The organism is Kocuria sp. p3-SID1428 (assembly GCF_025149945.1).
Lineage (GTDB): Bacteria > Actinomycetota > Actinomycetes > Actinomycetales > Micrococcaceae > Kocuria.
Genome location: NZ_JALXVH010000015.1, coordinates 19,066 through 45,364 on the forward strand (window position 1 = coordinate 19,066; position 26,299 = coordinate 45,364).

The 26,299-nt window shown below is 70.4% G+C and carries 23 protein-coding genes and 1 tRNA gene; 9 read left to right on the top strand and 15 right to left on the bottom strand.

Annotated elements, in window-relative coordinates:
* Positions 1–53: 53 nt before the first annotated feature.
* Genes mnhG through M3E84_RS05030 form a run of 6 tightly spaced genes read right to left on the bottom strand, consistent with a single transcriptional unit; the run spans position 54 to position 7,083 of the window.
* A complete protein-coding gene (mnhG, locus tag M3E84_RS05005) occupies positions 54–440 on the bottom strand; it encodes a monovalent cation/H(+) antiporter subunit G (protein WP_259894976.1) in 387 nt (128 codons plus the stop codon).
* Positions 440–826 carry a monovalent cation/H+ antiporter complex subunit F gene (locus M3E84_RS12395; protein WP_311200435.1) on the bottom strand — a complete coding sequence of 129 codons (387 nt, stop codon included), beginning with the start codon at positions 824–826 and terminating at the stop codon, positions 440–442. The genes mnhG and M3E84_RS12395 overlap by 1 nt, the downstream gene beginning before the upstream one ends.
* Positions 823–1,518: a Na+/H+ antiporter subunit E gene (locus M3E84_RS05015; RefSeq protein WP_259894977.1), complete on the bottom strand. Its 696-nt coding sequence runs from the start codon at positions 1,516–1,518 to the stop codon at positions 823–825. Before M3E84_RS05015 ends, M3E84_RS12395 begins: the two co-directional genes overlap by 4 nt.
* Positions 1,515–3,347 carry a Na+/H+ antiporter subunit D gene (locus tag M3E84_RS05020; RefSeq protein ID WP_259894978.1) on the bottom strand — a complete coding sequence of 611 codons (1,833 nt, stop codon included), beginning with the start codon at positions 3,345–3,347 and terminating at the stop codon, positions 1,515–1,517. Before M3E84_RS05020 ends, M3E84_RS05015 begins: the two co-directional genes overlap by 4 nt.
* Positions 3,344–3,865 (bottom strand): Na(+)/H(+) antiporter subunit C, encoded by a 522-nt coding sequence (locus M3E84_RS05025; RefSeq protein ID WP_259894979.1) that lies wholly within the window; start codon positions 3,863–3,865, stop codon positions 3,344–3,346. The genes M3E84_RS05020 and M3E84_RS05025 overlap by 4 nt, the downstream gene beginning before the upstream one ends.
* Positions 3,862–7,083 (bottom strand): Na+/H+ antiporter subunit A, encoded by a 3,222-nt coding sequence (locus tag M3E84_RS05030; protein WP_259894981.1) that lies wholly within the window; start codon positions 7,081–7,083, stop codon positions 3,862–3,864. Before M3E84_RS05030 ends, M3E84_RS05025 begins: the two co-directional genes overlap by 4 nt.
* A 216-nt stretch (positions 7,084–7,299) precedes the next feature.
* Here M3E84_RS05030 and M3E84_RS05035 point away from each other — a divergent pair, with 216 nt between their 5' ends.
* Positions 7,300–8,667, top strand: coding sequence for an MFS transporter (locus tag M3E84_RS05035; RefSeq protein ID WP_259894982.1), 1,368 nt, complete (start codon positions 7,300–7,302; stop codon positions 8,665–8,667).
* A gap of 50 nt (positions 8,668–8,717) precedes the next feature.
* On the opposite strand, the gene dcd is transcribed toward M3E84_RS05035, so the two are convergent.
* Positions 8,718–9,299, bottom strand: a complete 582-nt coding sequence (dcd, locus tag M3E84_RS05040; protein WP_259894984.1) for a dCTP deaminase — start codon at positions 9,297–9,299, stop codon at positions 8,718–8,720.
* Positions 9,300–9,377: 78 nt separating this feature from the next.
* Here dcd and M3E84_RS05045 point away from each other — a divergent pair.
* The 7 genes from M3E84_RS05045 (at position 9,378) to M3E84_RS05075 (ending at position 15,672) form a co-directional block, all read left to right on the top strand.
* Positions 9,378–9,448: transfer RNA gene (locus M3E84_RS05045), tRNA-Gly, on the top strand.
* Between the two features lie 151 nt (positions 9,449–9,599).
* Positions 9,600–10,067, top strand: coding sequence for an aspartate 1-decarboxylase (gene panD / locus M3E84_RS05050; protein WP_259894986.1), 468 nt, complete (start codon positions 9,600–9,602; stop codon positions 10,065–10,067).
* A 1-nt stretch (position 10,068) separates the two neighbouring features.
* A complete protein-coding gene (locus M3E84_RS05055; RefSeq protein ID WP_259894988.1) occupies positions 10,069–11,136 on the top strand; it encodes an AEC family transporter in 1,068 nt (355 codons plus the stop codon).
* A gap of 149 nt (positions 11,137–11,285) precedes the next feature.
* Positions 11,286–12,584 (top strand): extracellular solute-binding protein, encoded by a 1,299-nt coding sequence (locus tag M3E84_RS05060; protein WP_259894990.1) that lies wholly within the window; start codon positions 11,286–11,288, stop codon positions 12,582–12,584.
* Positions 12,581–13,519, top strand: a complete 939-nt coding sequence (locus tag M3E84_RS05065) for a sugar ABC transporter permease (RefSeq protein ID WP_311200436.1) — start codon at positions 12,581–12,583, stop codon at positions 13,517–13,519. The genes M3E84_RS05060 and M3E84_RS05065 overlap by 4 nt, the downstream gene beginning before the upstream one ends.
* A 4-nt stretch (positions 13,520–13,523) precedes the next feature.
* Entirely contained in the window at positions 13,524–14,357 is an 834-nt protein-coding gene (locus tag M3E84_RS05070; protein WP_259894992.1) for a carbohydrate ABC transporter permease, read from the top strand.
* Between the two features lie 55 nt (positions 14,358–14,412).
* Positions 14,413–15,672, top strand: a complete 1,260-nt coding sequence (locus M3E84_RS05075; protein ID WP_259894994.1) for an ABC transporter ATP-binding protein — start codon at positions 14,413–14,415, stop codon at positions 15,670–15,672.
* A 136-nt stretch (positions 15,673–15,808) separates the two neighbouring features.
* On the opposite strand, the gene M3E84_RS05080 is transcribed toward M3E84_RS05075, so the two are convergent.
* Positions 15,809–16,471 carry a hypothetical protein gene (locus M3E84_RS05080; RefSeq protein WP_259894996.1) on the bottom strand — a complete coding sequence of 221 codons (663 nt, stop codon included), beginning with the start codon at positions 16,469–16,471 and terminating at the stop codon, positions 15,809–15,811.
* Positions 16,472–16,523: 52 nt separating this feature from the next.
* Here M3E84_RS05080 and M3E84_RS05085 point away from each other — a divergent pair, with 52 nt between their 5' ends.
* Positions 16,524–17,507, top strand: coding sequence for a hypothetical protein (locus M3E84_RS05085; protein WP_259894998.1), 984 nt, complete (start codon positions 16,524–16,526; stop codon positions 17,505–17,507).
* Positions 17,508–17,681: 174 nt separating this feature from the next.
* Here M3E84_RS05085 and M3E84_RS05090 read toward each other — a convergent pair whose 3' ends face one another.
* The 7 genes from M3E84_RS05090 to M3E84_RS05120 form a co-directional block, all read right to left on the bottom strand.
* Positions 17,682–19,580 carry an NHL domain-containing thioredoxin family protein gene (locus M3E84_RS05090; RefSeq protein ID WP_259894999.1) on the bottom strand — a complete coding sequence of 633 codons (1,899 nt, stop codon included), beginning with the start codon at positions 19,578–19,580 and terminating at the stop codon, positions 17,682–17,684.
* Positions 19,581–19,682: 102 nt separating this feature from the next.
* Entirely contained in the window at positions 19,683–21,905 is a 2,223-nt protein-coding gene (locus M3E84_RS05095; protein ID WP_259895001.1) for a bifunctional copper resistance protein CopD/cytochrome c oxidase assembly protein, read from the bottom strand.
* Between the two features lie 136 nt (positions 21,906–22,041).
* Positions 22,042–23,436 (bottom strand): Dyp-type peroxidase, encoded by a 1,395-nt coding sequence (locus M3E84_RS05100; RefSeq protein WP_259895003.1) that lies wholly within the window; start codon positions 23,434–23,436, stop codon positions 22,042–22,044.
* The gene (locus tag M3E84_RS05105) at positions 23,436–24,125 is read right to left on the bottom strand and encodes a copper chaperone PCu(A)C (RefSeq protein WP_259895006.1); all 690 of its coding nucleotides are present in this window, start codon (positions 24,123–24,125) and stop codon (positions 23,436–23,438) included. Before M3E84_RS05105 ends, M3E84_RS05100 begins: the two co-directional genes overlap by 1 nt.
* The gene (locus M3E84_RS05110; RefSeq protein ID WP_259895008.1) at positions 24,122–24,769 is read right to left on the bottom strand and encodes a copper resistance CopC family protein; all 648 of its coding nucleotides are present in this window, start codon (positions 24,767–24,769) and stop codon (positions 24,122–24,124) included. Before M3E84_RS05110 ends, M3E84_RS05105 begins: the two co-directional genes overlap by 4 nt.
* Before the next feature lie 264 nt (positions 24,770–25,033).
* Positions 25,034–25,681 carry a hypothetical protein gene (locus tag M3E84_RS05115; RefSeq protein WP_259895009.1) on the bottom strand — a complete coding sequence of 216 codons (648 nt, stop codon included), beginning with the start codon at positions 25,679–25,681 and terminating at the stop codon, positions 25,034–25,036.
* A gap of 264 nt (positions 25,682–25,945) precedes the next feature.
* Positions 25,946–26,230, bottom strand: coding sequence for an HU family DNA-binding protein (locus M3E84_RS05120; RefSeq protein WP_006213874.1), 285 nt, complete (start codon positions 26,228–26,230; stop codon positions 25,946–25,948).
* Positions 26,231–26,299 lie beyond the last annotated feature (69 nt).

Consider the following 26,299-nt stretch of genomic DNA (forward strand, 5'->3'; position numbering starts at 1 on the left):
GCGGCGCCGGAGGTTCGGTGCTCACCCTAGCGCGCTCGGCGCCCGGGCGATCGTCACGATCGGAGGTCGCCGTCGCCCGATTCGGCCGTGTCGGCCTGGTCCAGGGCCGCCGCCAGATCATCGGCGATCAGCGTCTCGTCAAGGACGTGCTTGGTCCGATAGCTCGAGCGCCCCACCATGTGGGCCGAGACCGGCGCGGTGAGCAGCATCAGGCCCCAGCCCAGGAGGGCCAGCGGCAGCAGCGACCACTCGCGGGAGTGGATCACCACGGCCAGCAGCATGCACAGCAGACCCAGCACCTGCGGCTTGGTGGCGGCGTGCATGCGCGAGAGGACGTCCGGCAGCCGGATCAGGCCGAGTCCGGCCGTCAGGGACATGAGGCAGCCCACGAGCAGCAGGACTCCCACGACGATGTCCAGCACGAGATCCATGATGTCCATCAGCGGGGCCCCTCCTTCTCAGCGGGGCTGGGTCCGCTCGCCGGGGCGCTCCGGTCGCCGCGCTCGGCCCCTGCGCGCTCGACGGGCTCCTTGGTGGCGCCCTCATCCGTCTGCCCGGCCTTCCGGGGCCGCGTGGGCTGCACGAACCGCGCCACGGACACCGAGCCGATGAATCCCAGCAGCGAGACGGCCACGATGACCATCATGTAGTCGGCGTGATCGCTCCAGACCATCTCCAGGGCGATCGCGGAGACCACCACGGAGAGCAGGACATCGCTGGAGAGCACCCGATCCAGCAGCGAGGGCCCCTTCACCAGGCGGTACAGCACACCGGCGGCGGCGCCGGCGAGCATCACGAGGCACACGGCCATGACGATGGTGCTCATCGGCTCCGCTCCTCTTCGCGTCGTCCGTCTCGGGCCCTGCGGGCGTAGCCCGCCCAGCTGCGCAGCACGGCACGCGGGCTGCGCCTGCGCCCCTTCGCCACATCCTCGCGGCGCAGGGCCGCGTAGTCCTCCGGCGAGCCCATCATGCGAAGCCAGGCCGCCTCGGTATTGCGCACGCTCTCCCGGAAGTGCTCGATGTCCTCATCGCCGTGCACGTCCAGCACGTGGAAGTACAGGATCGCATTCGGGCGGTCCACCTCCAGCAGCACCGAGCCCGGGATCAGACCCGTGGTGCTGCCGGTGGCCGTGAGGATCAGATCCGAATGCGAGCGCAGCTGCACGGCCGTGACCGCCGACGAGGCGCGCGGCCCATGTGCGATCACGGTCCACATGACCTCGAAGCTGGCCCGGGTGACCTGCCACAGAAAGGTCAAGGCCAAGGTCACGGCATGCACCGCGTTGAACCGGCTGGACAGCTGCACCGGCGGCAGCGCCAGGGCTCGGGTGACCAGCAGGGCCAGGACCAGGCCCACCAGGAGGTTCTTGGCCGTCAGCTCCCCCCACAGCACCGCCCACACGAGCATGAGCCACAGGATCAGGGGGACCTCCACGGCCCAGCGGTGTTCGCGCCTGCGCGGCGGGACGGAGCCCGACCCGCGCGGTGCCCCTCGGGATGTCGCAGTCGAGCTCACTGGTCTGCCTCCTCGGAGTGCTCGGCCTCAGGGCTGGGCTCGGAGCCCTTGGGCGAGGGCCGGGAATCCGTGCCGTCGTAGACCTCCTGCTGGATCCCGGCGCCGCTGTCCTGGCCCACATCCTCCCCGTACTGCTCGCCCTCAGGCACCACCGGGGCCGTGGCATCCGAGTTCGGATCCTGGTCGTCGTCCACGACGCCGCGCGGCCCAGACCCCTGACCGAAGACCGCCTCGACGTAGCGCTGCGGTTGCCCCAGGTTCTCGGCGGCATTGTCGGCCAGGGAGAACAGCGGCCCGGCGAAGACGGTGAGCGCCGCTCCGACGGCCACGAGCACCCCGGTGGGCAGCACCATGGACAGGGGCATGAGCTGCACATTGCTGCGACCGGCCCAGCGGCCCCCGCCCTCCGCCTTCATGGACACTGACGCGCTGGAGCGAGGTCCGTGCTCGCGGGCCCCCTCCCGGGAGACGAGCAGGACCGGATCGGGGTAGTCGGCATCATCGGCAGCGCGCAGGAAGGCCTTGTTCCAGATGCGCATCAGGGCCATGAGCGTCAGCAGCGACGTGAGCACGGAGCCGGCGATCACGACCCAGACGGCCCAGCCGCCCTGATCGGTGCCCGCCTGGATCAGGGCCACCTTGCCGAGGAAGCCGGAGAACGGCGGGATGCCGCCCAGGTTCAGGGCCGGGATCATGAACAGCAGGGCCAGCAGCGGGGACAGGACGACCAGCCCGCCCAGGCGGTCGGTGCTGGTGGACCCGCCGCGGCGCTCGATCAGACCGGCTACCAGGAAGAGGCTGGTCTGGATGATGATGTGGTGGACCACGTAGTAGACCACCGCCGCCAGCGCGGCCTGGGAGCCCACGGAGATGCCGAAGATCATGTAGCCGATGTGGCTGACCAGCGTGAAGGACAGCAGGCGCTTGATGTCGATCTGGGCCAGGGCCCCCAGGATGCCCACGATCATCGTGAGCAGCGAGACCCACAGCAGCAGCTGATCCGCTCTCTCCCCGGGGAACAGCAGGGTCTCCGTGCGGATGATCGCATAGACGCCCACCTTGGTGAGCAGGCCCGCGAACACGGCGGTCACGGGGGCGGAGGCCGTGGGGTAGGAGTCCGGCAGCCAGAAGGACAGCGGGAAGACCGCTGCCTTGATGCCGAAGGCGATCAGCAGCATCAGGTGCAGCTGCATCTGGGTGCCCACCGGCAGATCGGCGAGCTTGACGGCCAGATCGGCCATGTTCACTGTGCCCGTGGCCGCGTAGATCATCGCGATCGCGATCAGGAACAGGACCGAGGAGATCACGGACACGACCACGTAGGTCACGCCGGCCCGGATGCGCTGGGTCGTCCCGCCCATGGTCATCAGCACGTAGGAGGCCATCAGCAGGATCTCGAAGCCCACGTAGAGGTTGAACAGATCCCCGGCCAGGAACGCGTTGGAGACGCCGGCGACCAGGATCAGGAACGTGGGGTAGAAGATGGAGATGGGGCCGTCGTCATCGCCGTCGGCGATGCCCTGCCCGGTTGCGAACAGCAGCACCGTGAGCGAGACCAGGGTCGAGACCACGAGCATGATGGCCGAGAGCTGATCCAGCACCAGCACGATGCCGAACGGCGCCTGCCACCCGGCGATGTTGATCGAGGTGGGTCCGGACTCCCACGCCTCGGCCAGCACGAGGCACTCGGACAGCAGCGTCAGCGACAGCGACATGATCGCCACGAAGCGCTGCGTCCGGTTGCGGTGCACCAGCAGCAGCGACAGCGCCGCGCCCAGGAACGGCAGGATGATGGCCAGCGGGGCGAGCTGGATGATGTCGAAGCTCATCGCCGGTCCTCCTTGCGCTGGCGCCGCCGTTCAGCGGACTCCTGCTCCCTGCGGTGGCGTGCCAGCTCCTCGGCCCTCTCCTTCTCGTGCTTGTCGATCTCGTCGTCGTCGAACTCCGAGTCCTCCTCGGGGACCTCGGCATCCAGCTCCTCGTCGTAGGAGGACTGGACGGCCACGCGGCGGTCCGCGGCGTCGTCGGTGATCTCATCGCGGTGGGAGAGCACCCAGGAGCGGTAGATCATGCCCAGCAGGAACGCGGTGATCGCGAAGCCGATCACGATCGCCGTGAGCACCAGCGCCTGCGGCAGCGGATCCGAGTACGCCCTCGGGTCCAGCCCGGAGTCGTAGAGAGGCGAGCGCCCCGGCAGCCCGCCGGTGTGCAGCAGCAGCAGATTCGTGCCGTTGGTCAGCAGCATGATGCCCAGCAGCACGCGGGTCAGGGAGCGCTCCAGCAACATGTAGACGCCCACGGCGTAGAGCACGCCCATGACCACCAGCAGGGTGAGGTTCAGGCTCATCGTCGTCCCTCCCCCGTCCGGTCGTCGTCGGTGCTCGAAGCCCGGCCGGCGCCCAGGATCTGCTCCCGGCGCATGCCGCCCCCGAAGTCCTTGAGCTCGGTCTCGGAGACCTTCACGTCCTGCGTGGCGTCGCTCTCGGTCAGGTCGACGTCGTCGCTGGCCTCCTCGCGCAGCACGGTGATCGCCCCGGTGCTTCCCGGCTCCGAGGAGGGACGGCGCACCACGCGGATGCGCGCACCGCCGCGACCGGCGGCACGACGACGACGGCGCAGCGCCTCGTCCTCGGTGTGCCGATCGATCTGCCCGCCGAGCGAGCGCAGGACGTCCAGGACCATGCCCACGACCACCAGGTACACGCCGATGTCGAAGATCATGGCGGTCACGAACTTCACGTGGCCAATGATCGGCCAGTCCGCTTCGAGCGTGTAGCTCTGCATGATCGAGCCGCCGAAGAAGATCGGGGCGATCGCGTACACCGCGGCGATGGCCAGGCCCAGGCCCAGCATGGTGCCCGCGTTGATGGGCGTGGAGCGCCACAGCTCGTAGCGCCCGCCGGCGAGATAGCGCAGTGTGAGCGCCAGGCCCGCGGTCAGACCGCCGGCGAAGCCGCCGCCGGGGAGGTTGTGCCCGGCGATCAGGAAGTACAGCGAGACCATGATGATCGTGTGGAACAGCAGCCGGGTGACGATCTCGAGCACGATCGAGCGCCGCTCCGGGGACAGCGTGCGACCGGCAACGATGTAGGGGTCGTCCTCGTCGCCGCGGAAGGACCGCGAGGCGCGGTCGAACTCCGTCTCGAAGCTGCGCGCGGTGATCTCGGCGCGCTGGCGGATCTGGCGGATCTGCCCGGTGCTGGGCTGGGCGGCGGCGTGCGGGCGGTCGCGGCGACCGAGCACGAAGATCAGCGAGGCGATGCCGGTGGCCGCCAGGACCAGCACGGAGATCTCCCCGAAGGTGTCCCACACGCGGATGTCCACGAGCAGCACGTTCACGACGTTCGCTCCGTCGCCGTCCTCGTAGGCCAGCCGCGGCATGGCGAACGAGATCGGGGACTCGGTGCGCGAGGCCATGGAGAACGCGGTCAGCAGCATCATGAAGGCGCCGAAGAGGATCGCGATGATCGCCCGCGGCAGACGGCTGCGATCGGCCTTGCGGTCCCACACCGGTGCCGGCAGGGTCCGCAGCGCGAGCACGAAGGCCACCAGGGCGATGGTCTCCACGAGGGTCTGCGTCAGGGCGAGGTCCGGGGCGCCCTGCAGGGCGAAGGTCAGCGCCAGGCCGTAGCCCGTGACGGAGACCAGCAGAACCGCCAGGAAGCGCTTGCCCGCGCGAAGCACGGCCAGGCAGGCTCCGATGATCAGTGCGGCCGCCACGAGCTGGCCCCACGAGTCCGCGATGCGCATGGAGCCCAGCGGCGGGGTCTCGTACAGGAACAGGACGGTGACCGGCACGACGATCGCCGTGATCAGGATGACGGCCAGGTAGAAGCTCAGCGAGCCCCTCTGCGTCTTGCCGGTGACCCACACGGCCAGCTTGTCCAGGGAGTCGATGACCTCGCGGTAGATCCGCTCGGCCGGCCTCATGTGGGGCAGGCCGTGCAGGACGGCGGCCAGCGTGCGGCGGTTGGCATGCAGGACGAGCCCGAGCGCGATGATCCCCAGCGAGATCAGCAGCGCGGCGCTGATGCCGTGCCACAGCGCCAGGTGCAGCGTGGCCTGGCCTGCGAAGTCGTCCACCCAGGGCTGCAGCGAGTGCTCCACCGGCGCGGGCACGAAGCCGTAGGCGATCGTGAGGACCGTGAGGACCACGGCAGGGGCCACGAAGGCGCGAGCTGCGTGGTGGGCCGGGGTGCGCATGGGCCGGCCGTCCTCTCCCACGGGCAGCTGGGCGAACGCGCTGCGCTTGGTCCCGAAGGCGCCCCACACGAAGCGGGCCGAGTACACGACGGTGAACACCGAGCCCAGGACCACGCCGAGCAGGCGGATCCACCCCAGGGCATCCCCGGTGTGCGCCTGGACGTCGTGGACCAGGGTGGCCAGCACCGCCTCCTTGGCCACGAATCCCCCGAACGGCGGGATGCCCGCCATCGACGCAGCGGCGACGATCGCCACGACCAGCAGCACGGGCATCTGCCGACCAAGCCCGGAGAGCTTGCGGATATCGCGGGTGCCGGTCTCGTGGTCGATGATCCCCACCGTGAGGAAGAGGGTCGCCTTGAACAGGGCATGGCCCACGAGCAGGGCCATGCCAGCCAGGGCGGCGTCGGGTGTGCCGACGGACAGGACCAGGACCATGAAGCCCAGCTGGGACACGGTGCCGTAGGCCAGCAGCAGCTTGAGGTCGTACTGGCGCATGGCGACCCAGCCGCCGAAGACCATGGTGCCCGCGCCGAGCGTGAGCAGCATGGGCTGCCAGGCTGCGGTGTCCGAATAGCCCGGGGCCAGCCGCGCCACCAGGTAGACGCCGGCCTTCACCATGGAGGCGGCGTGCAGATAGGCCGAGACCGGTGTGGGGGCAGCCATGGCCTCAGGCAGCCAGAAGTGGAACGGGATCAGCGCCGACTTGGTCACAGCGCCCACGAGCAGCAGTGCGATCGCGACGTCGATGATCGGCCCGCGCGAGCCCAGCTGCGGGCCCATGGCCACGAGCTCGGAGATCCGGTAGGTGCCGGCGGACTGGCCCAGCAGGATGACGCCCACCAGCATGGTCAGACCGCCGGCAGTCGTGATGATCAGCGCCTGCATGGAGGCGCGACGGGCCGAGAGCCGCACACGGGCATAGCTGATGAGCAGGAACGACAGGACGGTCGTGATCTCCCAGAAGATGAACAGCAGCAGGAGGTCGTCGGCCACGACGAGTCCGTACATGGCTCCGGCGAAGGCGACCAGCTGCGCGCCGAACGATCCGGTGTCCGGGGAGTCCTCGGAGAAGTAGCGGGCGCAATACGCCAGCACGAGCGCGCCGATGCCCAGCACGATCAGCGACATCACCCAGGCCAGGGAGTCCGTGCGCAGGGCGATCGCCAGATCCAGGGTGGGCAGCCAGGGGATCACCTGCTGCCACTGCCCGGAGTGCGCGGGCCCGCCCTGCAGCAGCACCCAGACGAAGGAGGCCGCCGGCACCGCCGCGATGACGTAGAAGGCGGATCGGCCGAAGCGGCTGAACAGGGACGGTGCGAGCAGAGCGATGGCTGCGTGGGCGATCAGCACTGCCAGCACGTGCGCCTCCGCTGCGATTCGAGGTGTCGGCGCCGACAGAGCGCGGCTTCCCGGATCGGCGCCCGAGGGACCGGTTCCGGGGCACGGCTGGAGGCGCCTTGTGGGGAACTGCTTCAGCAGATTATCAATCACCGGCGGTCCCCGGCGCGCGCGGGCCGGTCTTCCCCTCGTCGCGAACTCGTCCGCTGGGTCCCTCCGGCTCTACTCTTCAGCATCATGGATGCCTCTGCGCGGACCTCGGCCAGCTCTCCGGTGCCTGCTGCCCGACTGTCCCCCGCCGGAGACGGCGCCCTGCGCTCCTGGTACCTCTACGACGCCGCGATCTCGGTCATCGATGCGCTGATGATCACGTTCGTCTTCGGGACGTACCTGACGTCAGGGTCCTTCGGCAGCACCGAGCACGCCACGCAGATGCTGTCCCGGGGAACGGTCGTGGCCGCGGTGATGATCGCCGTGGCGGCTCCGCTGATCGGCTGGCTCTCCGACCGCAGCGGCCGCCGATCGACCGGCATCGCCGTGTTCACGGGGATCTGCGCGGCGTGCACGGCAGCCTGCTTCCTCGTGCGCCCCGAGGAGCAGCTGCTCATGCTCGGCGTCGTCCTGCTCAGCGCCGCCAACGCGGCCAAGGAGCTCGCCGTCGTGGACTACTACGCGGCCCTTCCCGGGCTGACCTCCCCGGAGTCGATCGGACGCGTTAGCGGACGCGGCTGGGCTATCGGCTACATCTTCTCGATCCTGGCCACCGCGTTCGTGCTGTTCGGCTTCATCACGCCCGGCTTCGTGGGGCTGCCCACGCACGAGGCCCTCAACGTCCGGGCGGTCGCCCTGTTCTGCGCCGTGTGGTGCGTCGTCCTGGCTGTCCCGCTGATCGTGAGCCTGCGCCGCATCGAAGTCCGGTGTCCCAGCCACCGGGCCCCGGGCACCGGCGGCGGAGCTCTGGCTCCCTACCGGGAGATCGTGCGCATGGTGGTCCACCTCTGGCGCACAGATCGTCGGGCGCTACACTTCCTCGCGGCCTCGGCCGTGTTCCGCGACGGCCTCTCCGCCGTGTTCGCCTTCGGCGGCCTGATCGCTGCGGGGACCTTCGGGTTCAGCCTCACCGAGGTCATGATCTTCGCGATCGCGGGCAACCTGATCGCGGGCCTCGGTGCATTGCTGGGCGGCCAGCTCGACGACCGCCTGGGTCCCAAGCCGGTGATCGTCGCCGCACTGGCCCTGGTCGCCGTGGCCGGCACCGCCCTGATGCTGCTCGAGGGCAAGGGGGCCTTCTGGGTCTGCGGCCTGGCGCTGTGCGTGGCGGTCGGCCCGGCCCAGGCCTCGTCGCGGTCCTATCTGGGGCGGCTGACCACCGAGGGCACGGAGGGCTCCCTCTACGGGCTCTACGCCACGACCGGGCGAGCGGTGAGCTTCCTGGCCCCGCTGCTGTTCGGGACGGCCATCGGCGTCTTCGGTGAACAGCGCTACGGGATCCTGGGCATCGTGGCCGTCGTCCTGCTGGGCCTTCTCATGATGATCGGGCTGCCCACGCGGCCCCGGCCCGCCGTGACCGCCGCCGAAGCGGTCTCCACCGCGCACACCGCCTGAGTCCTGCAGCATGCGGCTGCGCACAGCAGCCCGCGCCGCCCGAGTGCTCCTCAGCGCGGCAGCCGCGTGCGGTGGAAGCTCAGGTGCGAGCGCGAGGCCGTGGGCCCGCGCTGGCCCTGGTAGCGGTTCTGGTGATCGCCCGTGCCGTAGGGCTCCTCGGCGGAGGACGAGAGCCGGAAGAAGCACAGCTGCCCGACCTTCGAGCCCGGCCACAGCTTGATCGGCAGCGTGGCCATGTTGGACAGCTCAAGGGTCACATGCCCGGAGAAGCCGGGGTCGATGAAGCCCGCGGTCGAATGCGTCAGCAGGCCCAGGCGCCCCAGCGAGGACTTGCCCTCCAGCCGGGCGGCGATGTCATCGGGCAGGCTCACGCACTCGTAGGTGGCCCCCAGCACGAACTCGCCGGGGTGCAGCACGAAGGGCTCGTCCGGATCGACCTCCACGAGCCGGGTGAGCCCGGGCTGCTCGAGCGACGGATCGATCACGGCGTGCTTGTGGTTGTCGAAGAGCCGGAACCACCGGTCCAGGCGGACGTCGATGCTCGAGGGCTGGATGAGGTCGAGGTCGCAGGGCTCGAGCCGGACCCGCTGGGCCTCGAGCTCGGCGCGGATGTCGCGGTCGGAGAGCAGCACGGCTGCCACGGTAGCCCACCCAGGCACCCGGCGCATTGGCGCCGAGTCGTGCACTGCGCTAGAGTCGGCGTTCGTCGCGCGGCTGTAGCTCAATGGTAGAGCGCACGCTTCCCAAGCCTGATACGCGGGTTCGATTCCCGTCAGCCGCTCTCTCGTCGGTCTGCACCGACAGCGCCCGCAGCCCCTCGGACTGCGGGCGCCTCTCATCTGCACCGACGCCGGCAGCACCGACAGCGTCACAGCGGGCAGATCGCTCGAGCATGCCGCCTGCGGCATATCCGCTCCTCCCGAAAGGCAGCCATGCTGCGCACCATGTTCACCGGAAAGATCCACCGCGCGACCGTGACCCACGCGGATCTGCACTACGTGGGCTCCGTGACCGTCGACCTCGATCTGCTCGAGGCCGCCGACATCCTGCCGGGCCAGCTGGTCCAGATCGTCGACATCACCAACGGCGCGCGCCTGGAGACCTACACGATCCCCGGCGAGCGCGGCTCGGGTGTGATCGGCATCAACGGGGCGGCCGCCCACCTCGTGAGCGTGGGCGACCTGGTGATCCTGATGGCCTACGCCCAGATGGACGACCAGGAGGCCCGCACGTACGAGCCGCACGTCGTTCATGTCGATGGCGGAAACCGCATCGTGCACCTGGGTCAGGACCCCGCCGAGGCCGTCGTCGGGGACGTGAAGACCCCCGATCATGCCGTGAGCTCCCCGGCAGCGCGCGCCGAGCTGGACGAGCGGATCGGCTCGGACGGGCGCGACTGAGTTGGCCGGGGTCCTCGCGGGATTCGCGGTCATCTGGATCATCATCCTGGTGGGCGCCGTCGTCTCCCGCGCGGGCGTCCTGGGCGATGCCGGGCAGCGTTCCCTGAGCGCGTTCTCCTTCTGGGTGGCCTCGCCCTGCCTGCTCTTCCTCACGGTCTCCGGAGCGGATGTCTCCCAGATCTTCTCCGCCCCGCTACTCGTGGCGCTGGTCTCCGCCTGGGCCACCGCCTCGCTGTGGTGGGCCTTCGCCTTCGCCCGTCGCAGCCTGCGCCGACGCGACGAGCGCGACCGGGCGGCGGCGTCCGCACCTCGGAGCCCCGAGGCGACGGAGGCGCACGCTGCCGATCCCCAGGACGCACCCATAGAGCGCGCGGAGACCGTCGAGCACCGCGGGGCGCAGGGCGGGCGCGACCGGCTGGGCTCCGTGATCATGTCTGGGCAGTCCGCCTCGATGGTCAACTCGGCCAACCTGGGCATCCCGCTGACGACCTTCGTGCTGGGCGACGCCTCCGCCGTGGTGCCCGTGATCCTGTTCCAGCTGGCCATCTACACGCCCATCTACCTCGCCCTCATGGACATCGCGGTGCTCGGGCGCCGCCCGAACCCGCTGTCGCTGCTGCGCTCGGTGGCCACGAATCCCATGATCCTGGGCTCGCTGCTCGGCGTGGTCTTCTCGGCCACCGGCTGGCAGCTGCCGACCGTGGCCCACCAGCCGATCGAGCTGATCTCCGGGGCGGCGATCCCTTGCATGCTCGCCGCGTTCGGGATGTCACTGGTCTCCCACCGCCCGCTGCAGGGCACACGCGCCCACCGCTGGGAGGTCGCGCTGCTCTCCGCGCTGAAGCTGATCGTCCAGCCCGTCCTGGCCTGGCTGTTCGGCCTCGCCCTGGGCCTGGACGGCGCCATGCTCTACGGCGTTGTCCTCATGGCCGCGCTGCCCACCGCCCAGAACGTCTATGTGGCAGCCGTGCGCTATCGCAGCGCCGAGGCGGTCACCCGCGATGTGGTGCTCGTGACCTCCGTGGCCGCCATGGGGACCATGGCCGTCGTGGCCCTGCTGCTCGCCTGAGCCGCCCCCGTTCACCTCTCATTTCGCGAGCTCCGGGGGCTCGCCCAGATGATTGTGTGCCAATTCACATCCGGGAGTACTCTGGGGCGTCGAGGTGCCCGCCGTGTCCACGGTGCGCCTCGCACGAATCGAGCACACGGAGGACCCTCGTGAGAGCAGAGCACCATCGGCGACGACTGCGCACCGCAGCGCTCGCCTCGATCGGAGCACTGATGCTGGCGGGCTGCGCATCTGATGATGACGGCCCCGCCGAGCTGACGTGGTACATCAATCCCGACAACGGCGGCCAGGCCACCATCGCCGAGCAGTGCTCCGCGGACTCCGGAGGGGCCTACACCATCAAGACCTCACTGCTGCCGCGCGATGCCGCCACGCAGCGCGAGCAGCTGGCCCGCCGCCTGGCCGCCGGCGACAAGTCCATGGACATCATGTCCCTGGACCCGCCCTTCATCCCCGAGCTGGCCGAGCCGGGCTTCCTGGCCGCACCGCCGCAGGAGCTCGTGGACTCTGCCACGGCGGACACCCTCGAGGGCGCCAAGACGGGCGCCCAGTGGAACGGCGAGTACGTCTCCGTCCCCTTCTGGGCCAACACGCAGCTGCTGTGGTACCGCAAGTCCGTGGCCGAGGCCGCCGGGCTGGACATGTCGCAGCCCGTCACGTGGGACCAGATCATCACCGCCGCAGGCGAGCAGGACAAGTACCTGGGAGTGCAGGGCGTGCGGGGCGAGTCCATGACCGTGTGGGTCAACAGCCTCGTGGAGTCCGCCGGCGGCTCGATCGTGGAGGGCGACCCCGCCTCGGTCGACACCCTCCAGCTCGCACTCGACACCGACGAGGGCCGCAAGGCCGCCGACATCGTCGGCACGATCGGGCAGGAGGGCCTGGGCGGTCCGGGCATCGACACCCAGGACGAGAACGCCTCCATGGAGCAGTTCCGCGGCGAGAAGGGCTCGTTCATGGTGAACTGGCCGTTCATCTACTCGGCCACCCAGGGTGCGGTCGAGGAGGGCGCGGTCGAGCAGTCCGTGCTGGACGACATCGCCTGGACCACCTGGCCGCGCGTGGACGCGGACACCCCGTCCGCTCCCCCGCTGGGCGGCATCAATCTGGGTGTGGGCTCCAGCTCCGAGCAACAGGATCTGGCCTGGGAGGCCGTCGAGTGCATCTCGGATCCGGCCAACCAGGCGCAGTACATGGTCTCCGACGGCAACCCAGCCTCCTCCTCGAGCGCCTACGAGGACAAGACCGTGCAGGAGGCCTACCCCATGTACGAGGCCATCCGCGAGTCCCTGGACGACGCCGCACCGCGCCCGCAGACCCCGTACTACAACGAGATCTCCTCCGGCATCCAGCAGGAGTGGACCCCGATCCATGAGGTCACCGAGAGCACGCCTGCGAACTCGCAGGAGTTCATCGAGTCCGTCCTGAAGGGAGAGTCGCTGCTGTGAGCACCTCGACTCAGGGCCGTCATCGGCCCGATGCCGCTCCGGTCTCCGACCGGCTGAAGTCCGAGCGCCGCCTCGGCTGGCTGCTGGCCGGTCCGGCCTTCGCGGTCATGCTGCTGGTGACCATGTACCCCATCCTCCAGGCGCTGTTCGACTCACTGTTCTCCTACCGCCTCACGGCTCCGAGGGACCGCGAGTTCATCGGCCTGCAGAACTACTGGACGGTCCTCACCGACGGCGTGTTCTGGAAGGACCTGGGCATCACGATGCTCATCACCCTCGTGACCGTGGCCGTGGAGCTCGTGCTCGGCTTCGCCCTGGCGCTGGTCATGCACTCGGCGATCAAACAGCTGCGCGGCCTGCTGCGCACCGTGATCCTGGTGCCCTACGGCATCATCACCGTCGTGTCGGCCTTCGCCTGGTTCTACGCCTTCGACATCAACACCGGCTACGTCAACGACTGGTTCTCCTGGCTGCCGGTCATCGGCCCGGACTTCAACTGGTTCGGCCAGGGCTGGTCCGCGCTGCTGGTGATCATGGCCTCCGAGATCTGGAAGACCACGCCGTTCATCTCCCTGCTGCTGCTCTCGGGCCTGGCGCAGGTGCCGAACGAGCTCGGCGAGGCCGCCAAGGTCGACGGCGCCGGGTGGTGGGAGCGCATGGTCAAGGTGACCCTCCCCTCCATGAAGGCCGCCATCATGGTCGCGGTCGTCTTCCGCGCCCTGGACGCCTTCCGCATCTTCGACAACATCTACATCATGACCAACGGCCAGTACGGGACCGAGTCGCTGTCGCTGCTGGCCTACCGCACCTCGATCACCCGTCTGGAGATCGGCCTCGGCTCGGCGGTCTCCGTGATCCTGTTCATCTGCGTCCTGCTGATCGCCCTGGTGGCCATCAAGGGCTTCAAGGTGGACCTCACCGGAAGGAAGGGCTGACCCCATGACCGGCAAGCAGAAGCTCGGCTGGGCGGTCATCACCGTCCTCGTCCTCGTGTGGTGCCTCTTCCCGGTGCTCTCGATCCTCATGAACTCGTTCAAGTCCCCCTCGGACCTGACCTCGGGCGGCTTCGTGCCCTCCGATTTCACGTGGGAGAACTACGAGATGATCTTCGTGGGCTCGGCCCAGGACCTCTTCGTCCCGGCGCTGCGCAACTCGATCGGCATCACGCTGATCGCCACGGCGGTCGCCGTGGTGCTGGCGACCCTGTGCGCCTACGCCATCGCCCGCCTGGACTTCCGCGGCAAGTCGCTGATCCTCACGACCTCCCTCATGGTCTCCATGTTCCCCGTCGTCTCGATCGTGACCCCACTGTTCAACATGTGGCGCCAGATCGGGCTCTACGACACCTGGCTGGGCCTGATCCTGCCGTACCTGTCGCTGACCCTGCCGATCTCCATCTGGACGCTGGCGGCCTACTTCCAGCAGATCCCGTGGGACCTGGACTCCGCGGCCCAGGTCGACGGCGCCACGACCCTGCAGTCCTTCCGCAAGGTGATCGTGCCCATGGTGACCCCGGGCATCTTCACGACCGCGATCATCGCGTTCTTCATCGCCTGGAACGACTTCGTGTTCGGCATCGGCCTGACCTCGACGTCGGCGGCCCGCCCCGTGCCGGCCGCGCTGGGCTTCTTCACCGGCGCCTCGCAGTTCGAGGATCCCGCCGGAGCCATCTCCGCCGCCGCGATCGTGGTCACCATCCCGGTGGTCCTGCTGGTGCTGCTGTTCCAGCGCCAGATCGTCTCCGGCCTGACCCAGGGCGCCGTCAAGGGCTGATCGCCCGCCACGGCCCCGAACCCACACTTCCTCCCCACGAGAGGCGCACAGCACCATGGCATCCATCACGATGAACAACCTGATCAAGAAGTATGACGACGGCTTCCCCGCCATCAAGGGAGTCAGCATCGATGTCGCCGACGGCGAGTTCCTGATCCTCGTCGGCCCGTCCGGCTGCGGAAAGTCCACCCTCCTGCGCATGGTCGTGGGTCTGGAGGACATCACCGACGGCGAGCTGCGGATCGACGGGACCCGCGTCAACGAGAAGCAGCCACGAGAGCGCAACCTCTCGATGGTCTTCCAGAACTACGCCCTGTACCCGTTCCTGACCGTGTACGAGAACATCGCGTTCCCGCTGCGCCTGGCCAAGGGCTCGGACAAGCTCTCCGAGGACCAGATCGACGCCAAGGTCCGCGAGGCCTCGCGCCTGCTGGATCTCGACGATCACCTGGAGCGCAAGCCCGGCAACCTCTCGGGCGGCCAGCGCCAGCGCGTGGCCATGGGCCGTGCGATCGTGCGCGAGGCCGACGCCTTCCTGTTCGACGAGCCGCTGTCCAACCTGGACGCCAAGCTGCGCGGGCAGATGCGCACCGAGATCGCGCAGCTGCAGCGCCGTCTGGGCATCACCTCGCTGTACGTGACCCACGATCAGACCGAGGCCATGACCCTGGGCGACCGCGTGGCCGTGCTGAAGAAGGGCGAGCTGCAGCAGATCGCCTCTCCGCGCGAGCTCTACGAGCAGCCCGTCAACCTGTTCGTGGCCGGGTTCATCGGCGCCCCGTCGATGAACTTCCTGCCGGCCCATCGCAACGGCGACGTCTTCGTGACGCCGCTGGGCGAGATCCCGGTCCCGGCCCACGCCCAGGGCCGTCTGGACTCGGCCGGCGAGCTGCTCGTGCTGGGCGTGCGCCCGGAGCACTTCGCGGATGCCCGCGACGTCGCCGACACCCCGTGGTCGGCCAAGGGCGCCACGTTCGACGCCGAGCTCTCGCACACGGAGTGGCTGGGCAACCAGCAGTACGGCTACGTGCAGTTCGAGCAGGACCGGGACGTCAAGGACAAGCTCGACGAGCTCGCCCGCGACCTGGACGCCGATGAGATGCCCGCCCAGGTGGTCGTCGAGCTGCCCGCCAGCTCGCGCGTGCGCGGCGGCTCGCAGGCCAGGCTGTGGCTGAACACCGCCAAGATGCACGTCTTCGACCCGCAGACCGGCGAGAACCTCACCCGCGACGAGGAGGCAGGCGCCGAGCTGACCCGCGAGGCCAATGAGGAGCGCAAGGCCGACATCGAGCGGATGCGCAGCCAGGACGCCTGATCCGCCCTCCGGCATGACGACAGCGGCCGGTCCTCCCCTCCTGGGAGGACCGGCCGCTGTCGTCGTGGCAGGTCGCCGGCCGGTGCTCCGACGGCCCAGCGGTGCCGACACTCGGCGCCCCGGCTGGACCGGGTGCTCAGCCCTGGTGCCAGGCCATCCACACCAGCAGCAGGACCGCGGCGATCGCAGCCAGCCCCGTGAGCAGCGGACGCAGCCAGGGCAGGCGCATGAAGGGGCCCACGAGCCGCGGCCAGGTCTTCGCCATGTGCGCGGGGCTGGCCTGGGCGAAGCGCTCGGTCTTCACCCCCAGGTGCTCCGTGAGGCGGTCGATGGACTTCCGGTCCCAGATCGTGCCGTCCATGCGGAACAGGCGCCGACCGGCCTCGTCTGCGACCCAGAGGTAGGGCCGTGCCACGCCGCGGCGGCGCCGGTGCCCGTCGGCGCCGGTGCGCGCTGGGCGGCGCAGGGACTCCACGACCACCAGCCGCTCGATCTTCGCCCGCTCCATCGTGTGGAAGCCGATCGTGCGGGAGCCGAGCACGTGGGTGGGCGTGATCGCCACCGTCACGGGACGCAGCCAGCGCCACGCGCTGAACCCGCAGACCACGATCACCACGGCCAGCACGATGGTCCCCAGCGGCGCCGGGCGGCGCAGCCAGAGCACCGTCAGGCACAGCAGGCCGAGCACGAGCGCGGGCAGGCAGGCCAGCAGCCGGCGGCCCATCGAGCCGATGCGGGGGTGCAGCACCCGCTCGACGGTGCCGTATCTCGCGGGGATCTGCCGGAGGGACTCGGCCATGCGGTGCGGCTCCTTCGAAGCGCGGACGGTGTCATCGATTAGCGTACGGAGGATGGATCAGAACACGGCTGTGCGCAGGGCGATCGGCATGTGGCTGATCCTGCTCGTACTGGCCATGGTCGCCGCGTGGCTGACGATCTCGCTGGTCAACAAGTACATGTACGGCCCCGAGACGGATGTCCGCGCGTACTTCGAGAACCTCCAGGACGGCGACGGAGGCCGCGCCCTGGGCCTGCTCAACGCGCAGGTCGACCCCGAGGACGGCGCCATCCTGCTGGACGGGCAGCCCCTGGCCGCGGCCACCGAGACTCTCGAGGACCTCGAGATCTCGACCGTCTCGCAGGACTCGCAGGAGGCTGTGGTGCGCGCCGAGTTCACCCTGGACGGGCAGCCGCACGCCTCCGAGTACCGGCTGGTGCCGGTGGACACCCAGTGGGGGTTCTTCACGGTGTGGGGCTTCGAGGAATCGGTCCTGCCGTCGGTCACCGTGTCCATGCCCGGGGCCACCAGCGCCGATCTCAATGGGGCCTCGGCGGCGCTGCCGGACTCCGAGCAGCGCTTCGCGGCCTTCCCTCCGGGCGTCTACTCGGCCTCCTACACCTCGCGCTGGGTCGACACCGACCCCGCCTCCGTGGTGCTCACCGATGAGGCGCAGAGCGAGACCATCGCGCTGAAGGCCACCCCGTCCGAGGCTCTGGAGACCGAGATCTCCGAGCAGATCGCCGCCGATCTGAGCACCTGCACCGAGCAGAGCAGCCTGTACCCGAGCGACTGCCCCTTCTCCTACGACTTCGACGGCCGCGTGGACGGAGACGTCGAATGGAGCATCACGCAGCAGCCCGACCCTGCCGTGACGATCGGCGTGGACGGGGGCCGGGACTGGGCGCTGGGCTCCGCACAGGGCACGGCGGAGGTCTCGTTCACCGCGGTCGATCTGTTCGACGGCTCCACCGAGGAGGTCACCGAGTCGGTGCCCTTCACCTACACGGCGGATCTGTCGGTCGATGACGACAGCGTGGAGGTCACCCGCCGCTGACCCGCATCCCCTCTGCCCCTCCCCCGCACCTACGTGCATGCATGCGCTCCAGCGCTCCCACGGCGGGCTGAGGCCTGTAGGCGCCAGGGGATTTCCCGCGCCTGCGTGCCTGCGGGCGCCGCTGCCCACCCCTCACGCACGCAAGCACGTCGGCGCGCGAGAGGTCGGGCGGGCTCAGCCGTTGAGGCCGCGAAGGTCCAGCACGAGGGTGTCCTCGGCCCCCTCAGCGACCGTGAACGGGATCCCCCAGTCCTGCTGGTAGAGGTGGCAGGCGGCGTGGTCGGGGATCTCGCCGCCGGGCTCGCCGTCGCAGGCCGCGGCGCGAGCGGTGATGTGCAGGACCCCTTCGGTGGTGCCGTCGGCCAGCGTGATCTCGCGCTTGAGGCCCTGGGCCGCGCCGCCGCCGTCGAGAAGAGCCTCGGCCGGGGAGGTCGACAGCTTCAGCTGCGTGGGGTCGCCCCAGCGATCGTCGAGCTTCTGCCCCGCCGGAGCCGCGAAGCGGACGTCGATGGTCATGGTGCCGCCGGCGATCGGGGTGCGGCTGCGCTGGGAGACGGAGGCGCCCTCGTCGACCTGCAGCAGCTTCTGCGGCACGGGCAGACGCACCAGACGGTGTCGGTTGGTCTCGACCACGATCAGCTCCGGAGCCTCGCCCGAGCTGTCGATCAGCAGGTCCGACGGCTCGTCGAAGTCGCGCTCGAGCGTGGAGAGCAGGCCCTCGGTCGGATCCCAGCGCCGGATGGCTCCGTTGTAGGTGTCGGCCACGGCGATCGAGCCGTCGGGCAGCACCGCGACGCCGAGCGGGTGCTGCAGACGCGCGTGGGCCGAGTCGCCGTCGCGGAAGCCGAAGTCGTAGAGGCCCAGCCCCGCCGCCGTGCCCACGGTGGACAGAGCGCCGTCCGTGACCTCGATGCTGCGCAGCGCCGAGGACTCGGAGTCCGCCGCCCAGATCGTGCCGTCGGGGGCCTCGACCAGCCCGGAGGTCTGCGCGAACCAGGACTGCTCCGGGGCGCCGTCCACCAGGCCCTCGTCGCCGGTGCCCGCGGCCACGGCGAGCGCGCCGGTGCGGGGCTCGAAGGTGAAGATCTGGTGCGTCCCGGACATGGCGATCACCAGGGTGTCGGCGGCAGCGGACCAGACGACATCCCAGGGCGAGGACAGCGCGACCTCGCACGGGCCGGCCTCCGGGTCGATGTGATCGGCGTCCACGCCCTTGGCGCGCTCGGAGTCCAGCAGCCGCTGCACGCCGCTGCCGGCCAGGGTCGAGACCTCACCGTCGGACAGGCGCACGCCGCGCAGGCGGTGGTTCACGGTGTCGGCCGCGATCAGGTCATAGCCGACCTGCTCGCGCACCCGCTGCGGCAGCAGGGCGAGTCCGCGGGGCTCGTTGAAGCGGGCGGCGGCGGGGTCGCCGTCGGCGTGGCCGCGGGTGCCGTCGCCGATCACGGAGCGCACGGTCTGCAGGTCCGCCTCCATGCGGACCAGGCGGTGGTGGCCGGTGTCGGCCACGACCACGGTGCCGTCCTCGAGGGCCACGGCCTTCTCCGGGAAGCGCAGGTCGCCGTCGGTGGTCTCCGGGGGGACGTAGGGGCCGTCGCCGCGGTGCAGCGTGCCGGCCGCCTCGTGCTTGTCCACGAGCTCCTCGACGAGCGAGACGATCCCCTGGACGTGGCCCTCCCCGGAGAGGTGGGCCACGATGTAGCCCTCGGGGTCCACGACGACCAGTGTGGGCCAGGCTCGGGCGGTGTAGGCGTCCCAGGTGCCCAGCTCGGGGTCATCGAGCACCGGGTGGTGGATCTCGTAGCGATCCACCGCTGCGGCCAGCGCCTGGGGGTCGGCCTCGTGCTCGAACTTGGGCGAGTGCACGCCGACGGTGACCAGGACGTCGGAGAAGCGCTCCTCGAGCGGGCGCAGCTCATCGAGCACGTGCAGGCAGTTGATGCAGCAGAAGGACCAGAAGTCCAGGATCACGATCTTGCCGCGCAGCTTCTGCCAGTCGAGCTCCTGGCCGCCGGTGTTCAGCCAGGCTCGGCCTGTCAGGGCGGATGCTCGGACACGGGACTGCGCGCTCATCTGGGGTCCTCTTCCTCGTGCGTTTCGACGATCCTGGCGCCCGATTGCCTCGGGCCTGCTCGCTGGAACAACCCCCGGCGGGCGCGGGGGTATTCCTGGACCCTAGCCGCGGTCGCGGTCGGCCAGCGACTGCATCATCCGGTTGTAGGCCTCGAGCTCGGCATCGCCGGTGCGCTCGGCCTCGCGGTCCACGCGCCGGTTCTCGCGTCGGCCGTCCATGGCCCACTGGACGGCCACGATGACGGCCAGGATGGCCGTGGGCAGCTCGCCGATGCCCCACATCAGGGCACCGCCCAGCTGCTGGTCCTCGATGGCCGAGGCGCCCCAGGGCCGTCCCATGTTGCCGAACCAGGAGGCCTCCAGCAGGACGTCCATGCCCATGATGGTGACGCCCACGAACGCGTGGTAGACCATCGTGGCGATCAGCAGCACCAGGCGCATGAAGTGCGGCGGGCGGTACGGGATGGGGTCCTGGCCCACGAGCACCAGGGCGAACATGTACCCGGTGAACAGGAAGTGGGCCATCATGAACTCGTGGCCCACGTGATAGCGCAGCGTCACGGACAGCAGGTCCGTGAAGTAGAAGATCACGATCGAGGCCGCGAAGTTCACCGCGGCGAAGATCGGGTGGGTGACCACCTTGCCCCAGGTGGAGTGGACCAGGCGCAGGATCCACTCGCGGGGTCCGCGGGTGCCGTCCTGGCGCGGCTCCAGCGCCCGCAGGAGCAGGGTGACAGGTGAGCCCAGGACCAGGAACACGGGGATGATCATGGTCAGGGACATGTGCTCGACCATGTGCGCGGAGAACAGCACCCGCGCGTAGATGGCCAGGCCGCCAGAGGTCGCGTACATCAGCATGGCCAGCCCCAGGAACCAGGACACCGCGCGCAGCGGCGACCATCGCCCGCCGGTGCGCGCGAGCTTCCACAGCGCCCAGGCGTAGGACAGTCCCAGCACGGCGATGACCGCGACCCACAGCCAGTCGAAGCGCCACATGGTGACCAGGCCCTCGGGCGTGGGCGCCGGGGGCAGCTCGTAGAAGGTGAGGATCCGCGCCGGGGAGGCGTCCTCGGAGAGCTCCTCGGGCACCGGCGGCGCCGAGTTGCCCAGGGCGACGGCCACGCCGATCAGCGCGGCCATGACCACGAGCTCGCCCAGGATGATCTGCCACACGGCCCGCCGGGCCGAGACCCTCCCCTGTTCGAGCGCGGGAATCACCGCTCGGCGGTGCATGAACCCGGCCACGCCCAGCAGCAGGGTCAGCAGGAGCTTGACGAGAGCCAGCACCCCGTAGTCGCTGCTGAGCTGTTCCCAGGTGCCGATGCGCACACCGGCGTTGATGATCCCCGAGGCCAGCACGAGCACGTAGCAGCACAGGGCCAGGGTCGAGAACCGATGAAGCACCACCGCGATCGTGGGGACGCGACGGCCGCGCGCGGCATGCGCGGCATCGGCGCCGCGACGTCCCAGGGTGCCGATCGGCAGCGCCGTGGTCGTGGTGTCGGCGGCCAGCTGCGGCGAGATCCATGCCAGAGCCGCCAGCCCGCCCGCCCACAGGCACACGCCGAGCAGGTGCAGGCCCAGGGAGTTGACCGCTCCCATGTGATCGTCGCCGCCTGCGCTGTGCCCGTTCAGCGCCATGGTCACGATCCCGAGGCAGCCGACGGCCATGGCCGCGGCCAGCCCCAGGCGGGAGCGCAGACCGAAGAGCAGGGTCGTGGTCACGGCCGCGACGATCATGCCGACGGCGATCGCCTGCCCTGTGGGGATCTCGGTCGCGAAGCTCACGAGCTGGCGGGTGTAGTCCGAGCTGGCCGACAGCGCCACCCCGGAGACATCGGCGTAGGTCAGGATCAGCACCGCGACCGAGGCCACGGTCCACACGATCGACGAGGCCCCCGCCAGGGCCACGGTGCGCGCGAAGAGCGGGGACTCAGGCGACTGCGCGAGCTCCCGGGCACGGGGCGTGCGGCGTCCAGCAGCAGGACGCTGCCGGTGCGGGAGGACCGAGACGGCCAGCAGCACGGACCCGAGCGCGACGATCATGCCCGTGTCCCGCAGCGCCTCGGCGACCGGCAGCCCCCAGCGCACCGCCGCACCCGGGTCGGCGACCTCCTGCGGGGCAGAGGCTCCCGAGAAGGCCAGGGCCCCGAGCAGGGCCAGCAGCAGCGCCACGAGCCCCGCGGCGATCCACCACGGGGACAGTCCGTGTGCCGCCGCAGCGTCCCGGTGCGGCGAGGCGGATCCGCCGTGCCCCGGGGCGACCTGTTCGGCGGTGCGCCCGCCCCGGCCTGCGGCCGCGGTCCTTCTGGCCGTGCTGCTCATGCTGTCCTCTCCACCGGCGCGCTGCGCGCCGCGGTCCGTGCTGCTGTGCCCGCTGCCCGAGCGCGCACCCGATCCTGCCCTGCCTGCGGCGACGGCACGATCGGGCGCCGCCGCACGCAGCGCTGTCCCGAGGGTCTCACCACAGCTGCTCTCCCACGAATCCCCCGGGCTCGCAGGCCGGCGGGATCGCGAACACCGATGATCCCACCGGCACGGTCCAGGTGTTGAGCATGTCGAGCTCGTCGAGGCGCTGCTGGATCGGCACGAACTGCTCGGTCGGATCCGCCTGGTAGGAGGCGAACAGCAGCCCGGAGTCGCTGACCCCGCCCTCCGCGCCGCCCTCGGCCGCCAGCCCCTCGGCCCCGCTGACCGGCTGGTCGTAGTTGTAGACCCGCCGGTGGATGCGCACCCGCTGATCGGGGTGCCGTGCTCGGCGCATATGCGCGTAGCCGGAGATCACGGGGAACCCCAGCGGGGTCGTGGCCTCGAAGTCGGGCTCGTCGTGCTCGTGCTCCCCGGTCAGCGGTGCTCCGTCGTCCAGTCTCCGGCCCACGGCGTCCTCACGGCCCACGCGATCCACCTCATCCCAGGTGTCCAGGTTCATGTGGATCCGACGCAGCACCAGCGACGTGCCGTCCCGGATCCACGGCTCGAACGCGTCCTCGCCCTGACCCCACACGATCCGCTCGTGCTCGTCGGTGCCCGCGGCGGTGTCGACGGTGCCGTCGACCTGCCCGAAGAGGTTGCGCGGCGTGGTCCCCGCCGGTTCAGCGCCGGCCGCCGTGCGGAATCCGTTCTGCACCCAGCGAACCGTCCCGAAGCTGCGGACGTCCTTGAGCAGCACGCGCTGGGCATGGGCCATGGTGAGGGGGTCCTCGCAGCACAGCTGCAGCAGAAGGTCGCCGTGGCTCCAGCGCGGCTGCAGCCGATCGACCGAGAACTCGGGCAGCGGGGCCAGCCACGATGGCGCGGCCTCCGGAGCCAGCAGCCGCATCAGTCCGGGGCCGAAGCCGAAGGTGACCGTCAGCCGAGAGGGGTTCAGCGCCAGCTCGGGCTCCTGATCCCCGATCGGGGCCTCGCCTGCGGTGAGCTCGGCGGCGTCCTGGCTGAGCACCACCAGCATCCGACGGATGTCATCGCGGGTGCTGCCCTCGGCCAGGTCGATGCCCAGGAAGGCGGCGAAACCCTGGGCCGGGGTGTCGATGCCGGCCTGGCGCCCTCCGTGGAACGGCTCGCAGCGCCCGCCGACGAACACGGGTCGGCCTTCGTCGGACGACTGCGCTGCCGAGCGCGACGGCTCGGCCGGCCGGGAGGCGCCGAGGCCCACGGCACCCAGGCCGGCGGCGGCAGCAGCGCCCACGCCGCCGCCGGCGGCGAACAGCCCGCGACGGGACAGGCCCCGCGAGGAGGCAGAGCCGTCCTGCGGCGCACCCGCCGCGGACCAGGGCGGCTGCGCTGAGCCGCCCCCGTCCGCGGCCGGATCCTGCTCCCGGGCGCGGGGCCCTGGAGCAGGATCCTGGCCGCGGCGCATCAGGCAGCCTCCTCGCACATGGGCAGTCCCTGAGCGGAGGGGTCCTCCATCGAATCCATCTCGCCCTGGTCCATGCCGTCCATGGAATCCATGGCGGTCTCGGACTCCTCCACGACTTCGCCCGCGCTGGGCTCCTCGCCGGGGGCGTACTCCTCCTGGGCGCCGGTGTAGTCGCGCACGGGCAGCTCGAGAGTCTGCTTCTGGCCGTCCTCCAACTGCAGCTGCACGCTCAGCTCGGTGCCGGCCATGGGCGCGCACTGCAGGTCCATGAGCATGATGTGGTTCCCTCCGGGCACGAGCTCCACGGTCTCCCCCGGCTCGATCACGATCTGGTCCTCGAGGGCCTGCATCCTGGTGGCGCCGGTCTGCGGATCCGCCACGGTCTCGTGCAGCTCCACCACTCCTGCGATGCCGTCGGCGGAGGCACCGGTCAGGGTGACAGCAGTGTCGCCGTCGTTGTGCAGCTGACCGAACGCGGCGGTCATGCCGGAGTCGGCGGCCTTCAGCCACGGCTGCTCGACGCGCAGCAGATCGCCGTCCTGCGCCTGCGCACTGGATGAGGCGGCACCGGAGGCGGCAGCGGTGTCCTGTGCGTCCTGTCCCCCGGCGCAGCCGGCGAGCAGGAACACCCCGCTGGCTGCCACCGCGGCGGGCAGCAGTCGATGGCTTGCGGTGATCTGTGCGCTCATCGTCCCATCCTCCGCATCATCACCACGGCGGCCGCGACCGCGCCGAGCAGCACGACGCTGCCGCCGACCACGAGCCACACGGCCAGACCGGAGCCCTTGTCCTCCGCAGTGTCCGACGCGGACGTGTCGGCCTCAGGGGCGGCGCTGTGCGACGCCTCGTCGGTCTCGGCGGATCCGGCGGCCTCCGAAGGAGCCTCCTGCGTCGGCTCGGCGGACTGCCCGTCGGCAGCGGTCTCGCCCTCGACGGTGTAGTCGTAGGCGCCCTCGATGGGGTGGCCGTCGGAGGAGACCACCCGCCACACCACGGAGTACTCGCCCGCCGCCGAGGCCTCCTCGGACAGCGCCTGGGTCACGGTCCTGCCTGCGATTTCGGGCTCTCCGTCCGTGACATCGGAGCCGTCGGGACCGCTGACGCGGATCTCGAGCCCGACGTCCTGGGGCTCGGCCGAGAAGCCGAGCTGGACCTCCTGCGGCGCCTCGGCGGTCGTGGTTCCGTTCTCCGGAGTGGAGCCGGTGAAGCTGTCGTGGGCCAGAGCCGGTGAAGGCGCCGCGAGCAGGGCGGTGACCGCCAAGCCGCCGGCGACTCGCCGGACAGCGCGCTTCGAGGCGCCCGGGCCGCTGGTCTGTGTGGGATTGCTGGACATGATGATTCCTCCTGTGCCGCGCTCCGCGTGCGGCTGGGCACGCGAGCACGGCCGATGCTGTGCGGTAGCCCTGAACAGCTCTCTGCTGCGCGGGCGGGGATCGTCTCGGATCCGTCGTCGTCTGCCCCGCGGCGCTGCGATGCGCTGCTGCGATGGAGCGCTGTGCCGGGCATGGCCCTAGGGCGCGGACACCAGGGCGCACCGCAGCAGCGGCGGGCCTGCGGGACCGTGCTGCCTTCCGGGCAGCCGGTCTGGTGGAGTCCTTCAGACGGCGATGGCGAACCCCGGCGGCCCTCGATAGCGCTGCCAGGACAGCACCGCACGCGCCCTGGGGAGGACCAGCTGGCCGGTCGGGCGGCAGCGCCAGCGCGGCGGCACCGCGATCACATCCGTGGCCGCGCTGATCAGGCCTCGGGCGCGGATCAGAAGGCTCGCAGCGATCCGCAGTGCCAGCGACTCCCCGTGGCGCAGCACGAGCACCGTCAGGATGCCCGCGGCCACATGCAGGCTCGGCATGAGCCAGGGCCCGAGGGAAGCGGGCAGAAGGACTTCGAGCGCGCTGTGGCCGTGGACGTGAGCGCCAGTGGACTGCAGGACCAGCTCGGGCCCTGCCGAGGCGACCGCATGCCCGGCGTGCGAGGTGTGATCCACGACAGCGCTCATGGTCCCCGAGACGGAGAACAGCCCGTGGAACAGCAGCTGCGAGACGGCCACGGAGAGCATCAGCCCGATCGCGGGCAGCCGCAGACCCGCCAGCAGCATGCACACCGGGGCTGAGAGCGCGATGCACAGCGCCACGAGCAGCGCCGGGGGCCACGGGCCTCCGGCCACGGTATGCCCCAGCACGGCCGCACCCGTTGCCACCGATGCCGCGGTCCAGCCGCGCAGGAGGCGGAGGCAGCGCGCGGTCATCACGTCGGTTCCTCCTTCGGGCCTCGAACGCGGGTGGCGGAGGACGCGGGTCGGCCCTCTCGGCAGTCGATCCACAGTATGACGCGACGGCGGACTCCCCCGCGAATCCCGGCCGCAACCGCAGCCACCGGCTGCCGCGACCCGACAGCCGCGTCGGCCCATCATCCGCACAGGCCCGGAAGACGACTCAGGGCGGCTCCCCCGTGTGGGGGAGCCGCCCTGGATCGCTCAGACCGAGCAGGCCAGCTGCTCAGTCGTACGGCATCACTTGGAGGAGGCCGCAGCCTTCAGCTTGGAGCCGGCCGAGAGCTTCACCGAGTGGCCCTCGGGGATCTCGATGGACTCGCCGGTCTGCGGGTTGCGTCCGGTGCGCGCCTTGCGGACGGTGCGCTCGACGGAGAACCAGCCCGGGATGGTGACCTTCTCGCCCTGGGCGACCGAGGTCTCGAGGACCTCGAAGAGGGCGTCCAGGACGCCGTTCACCTGCGCCTGGGTGGTGTCGGCCTTCTCGGCGATCTCGGCGACGATCTCGCTGCGGTTCTTAGCCATACTGCAGTCCTCCTGAAGATGTGGGGTCTACTCAGTGGCATCTCATCGAGAGATGCCCGCCGAACGGGA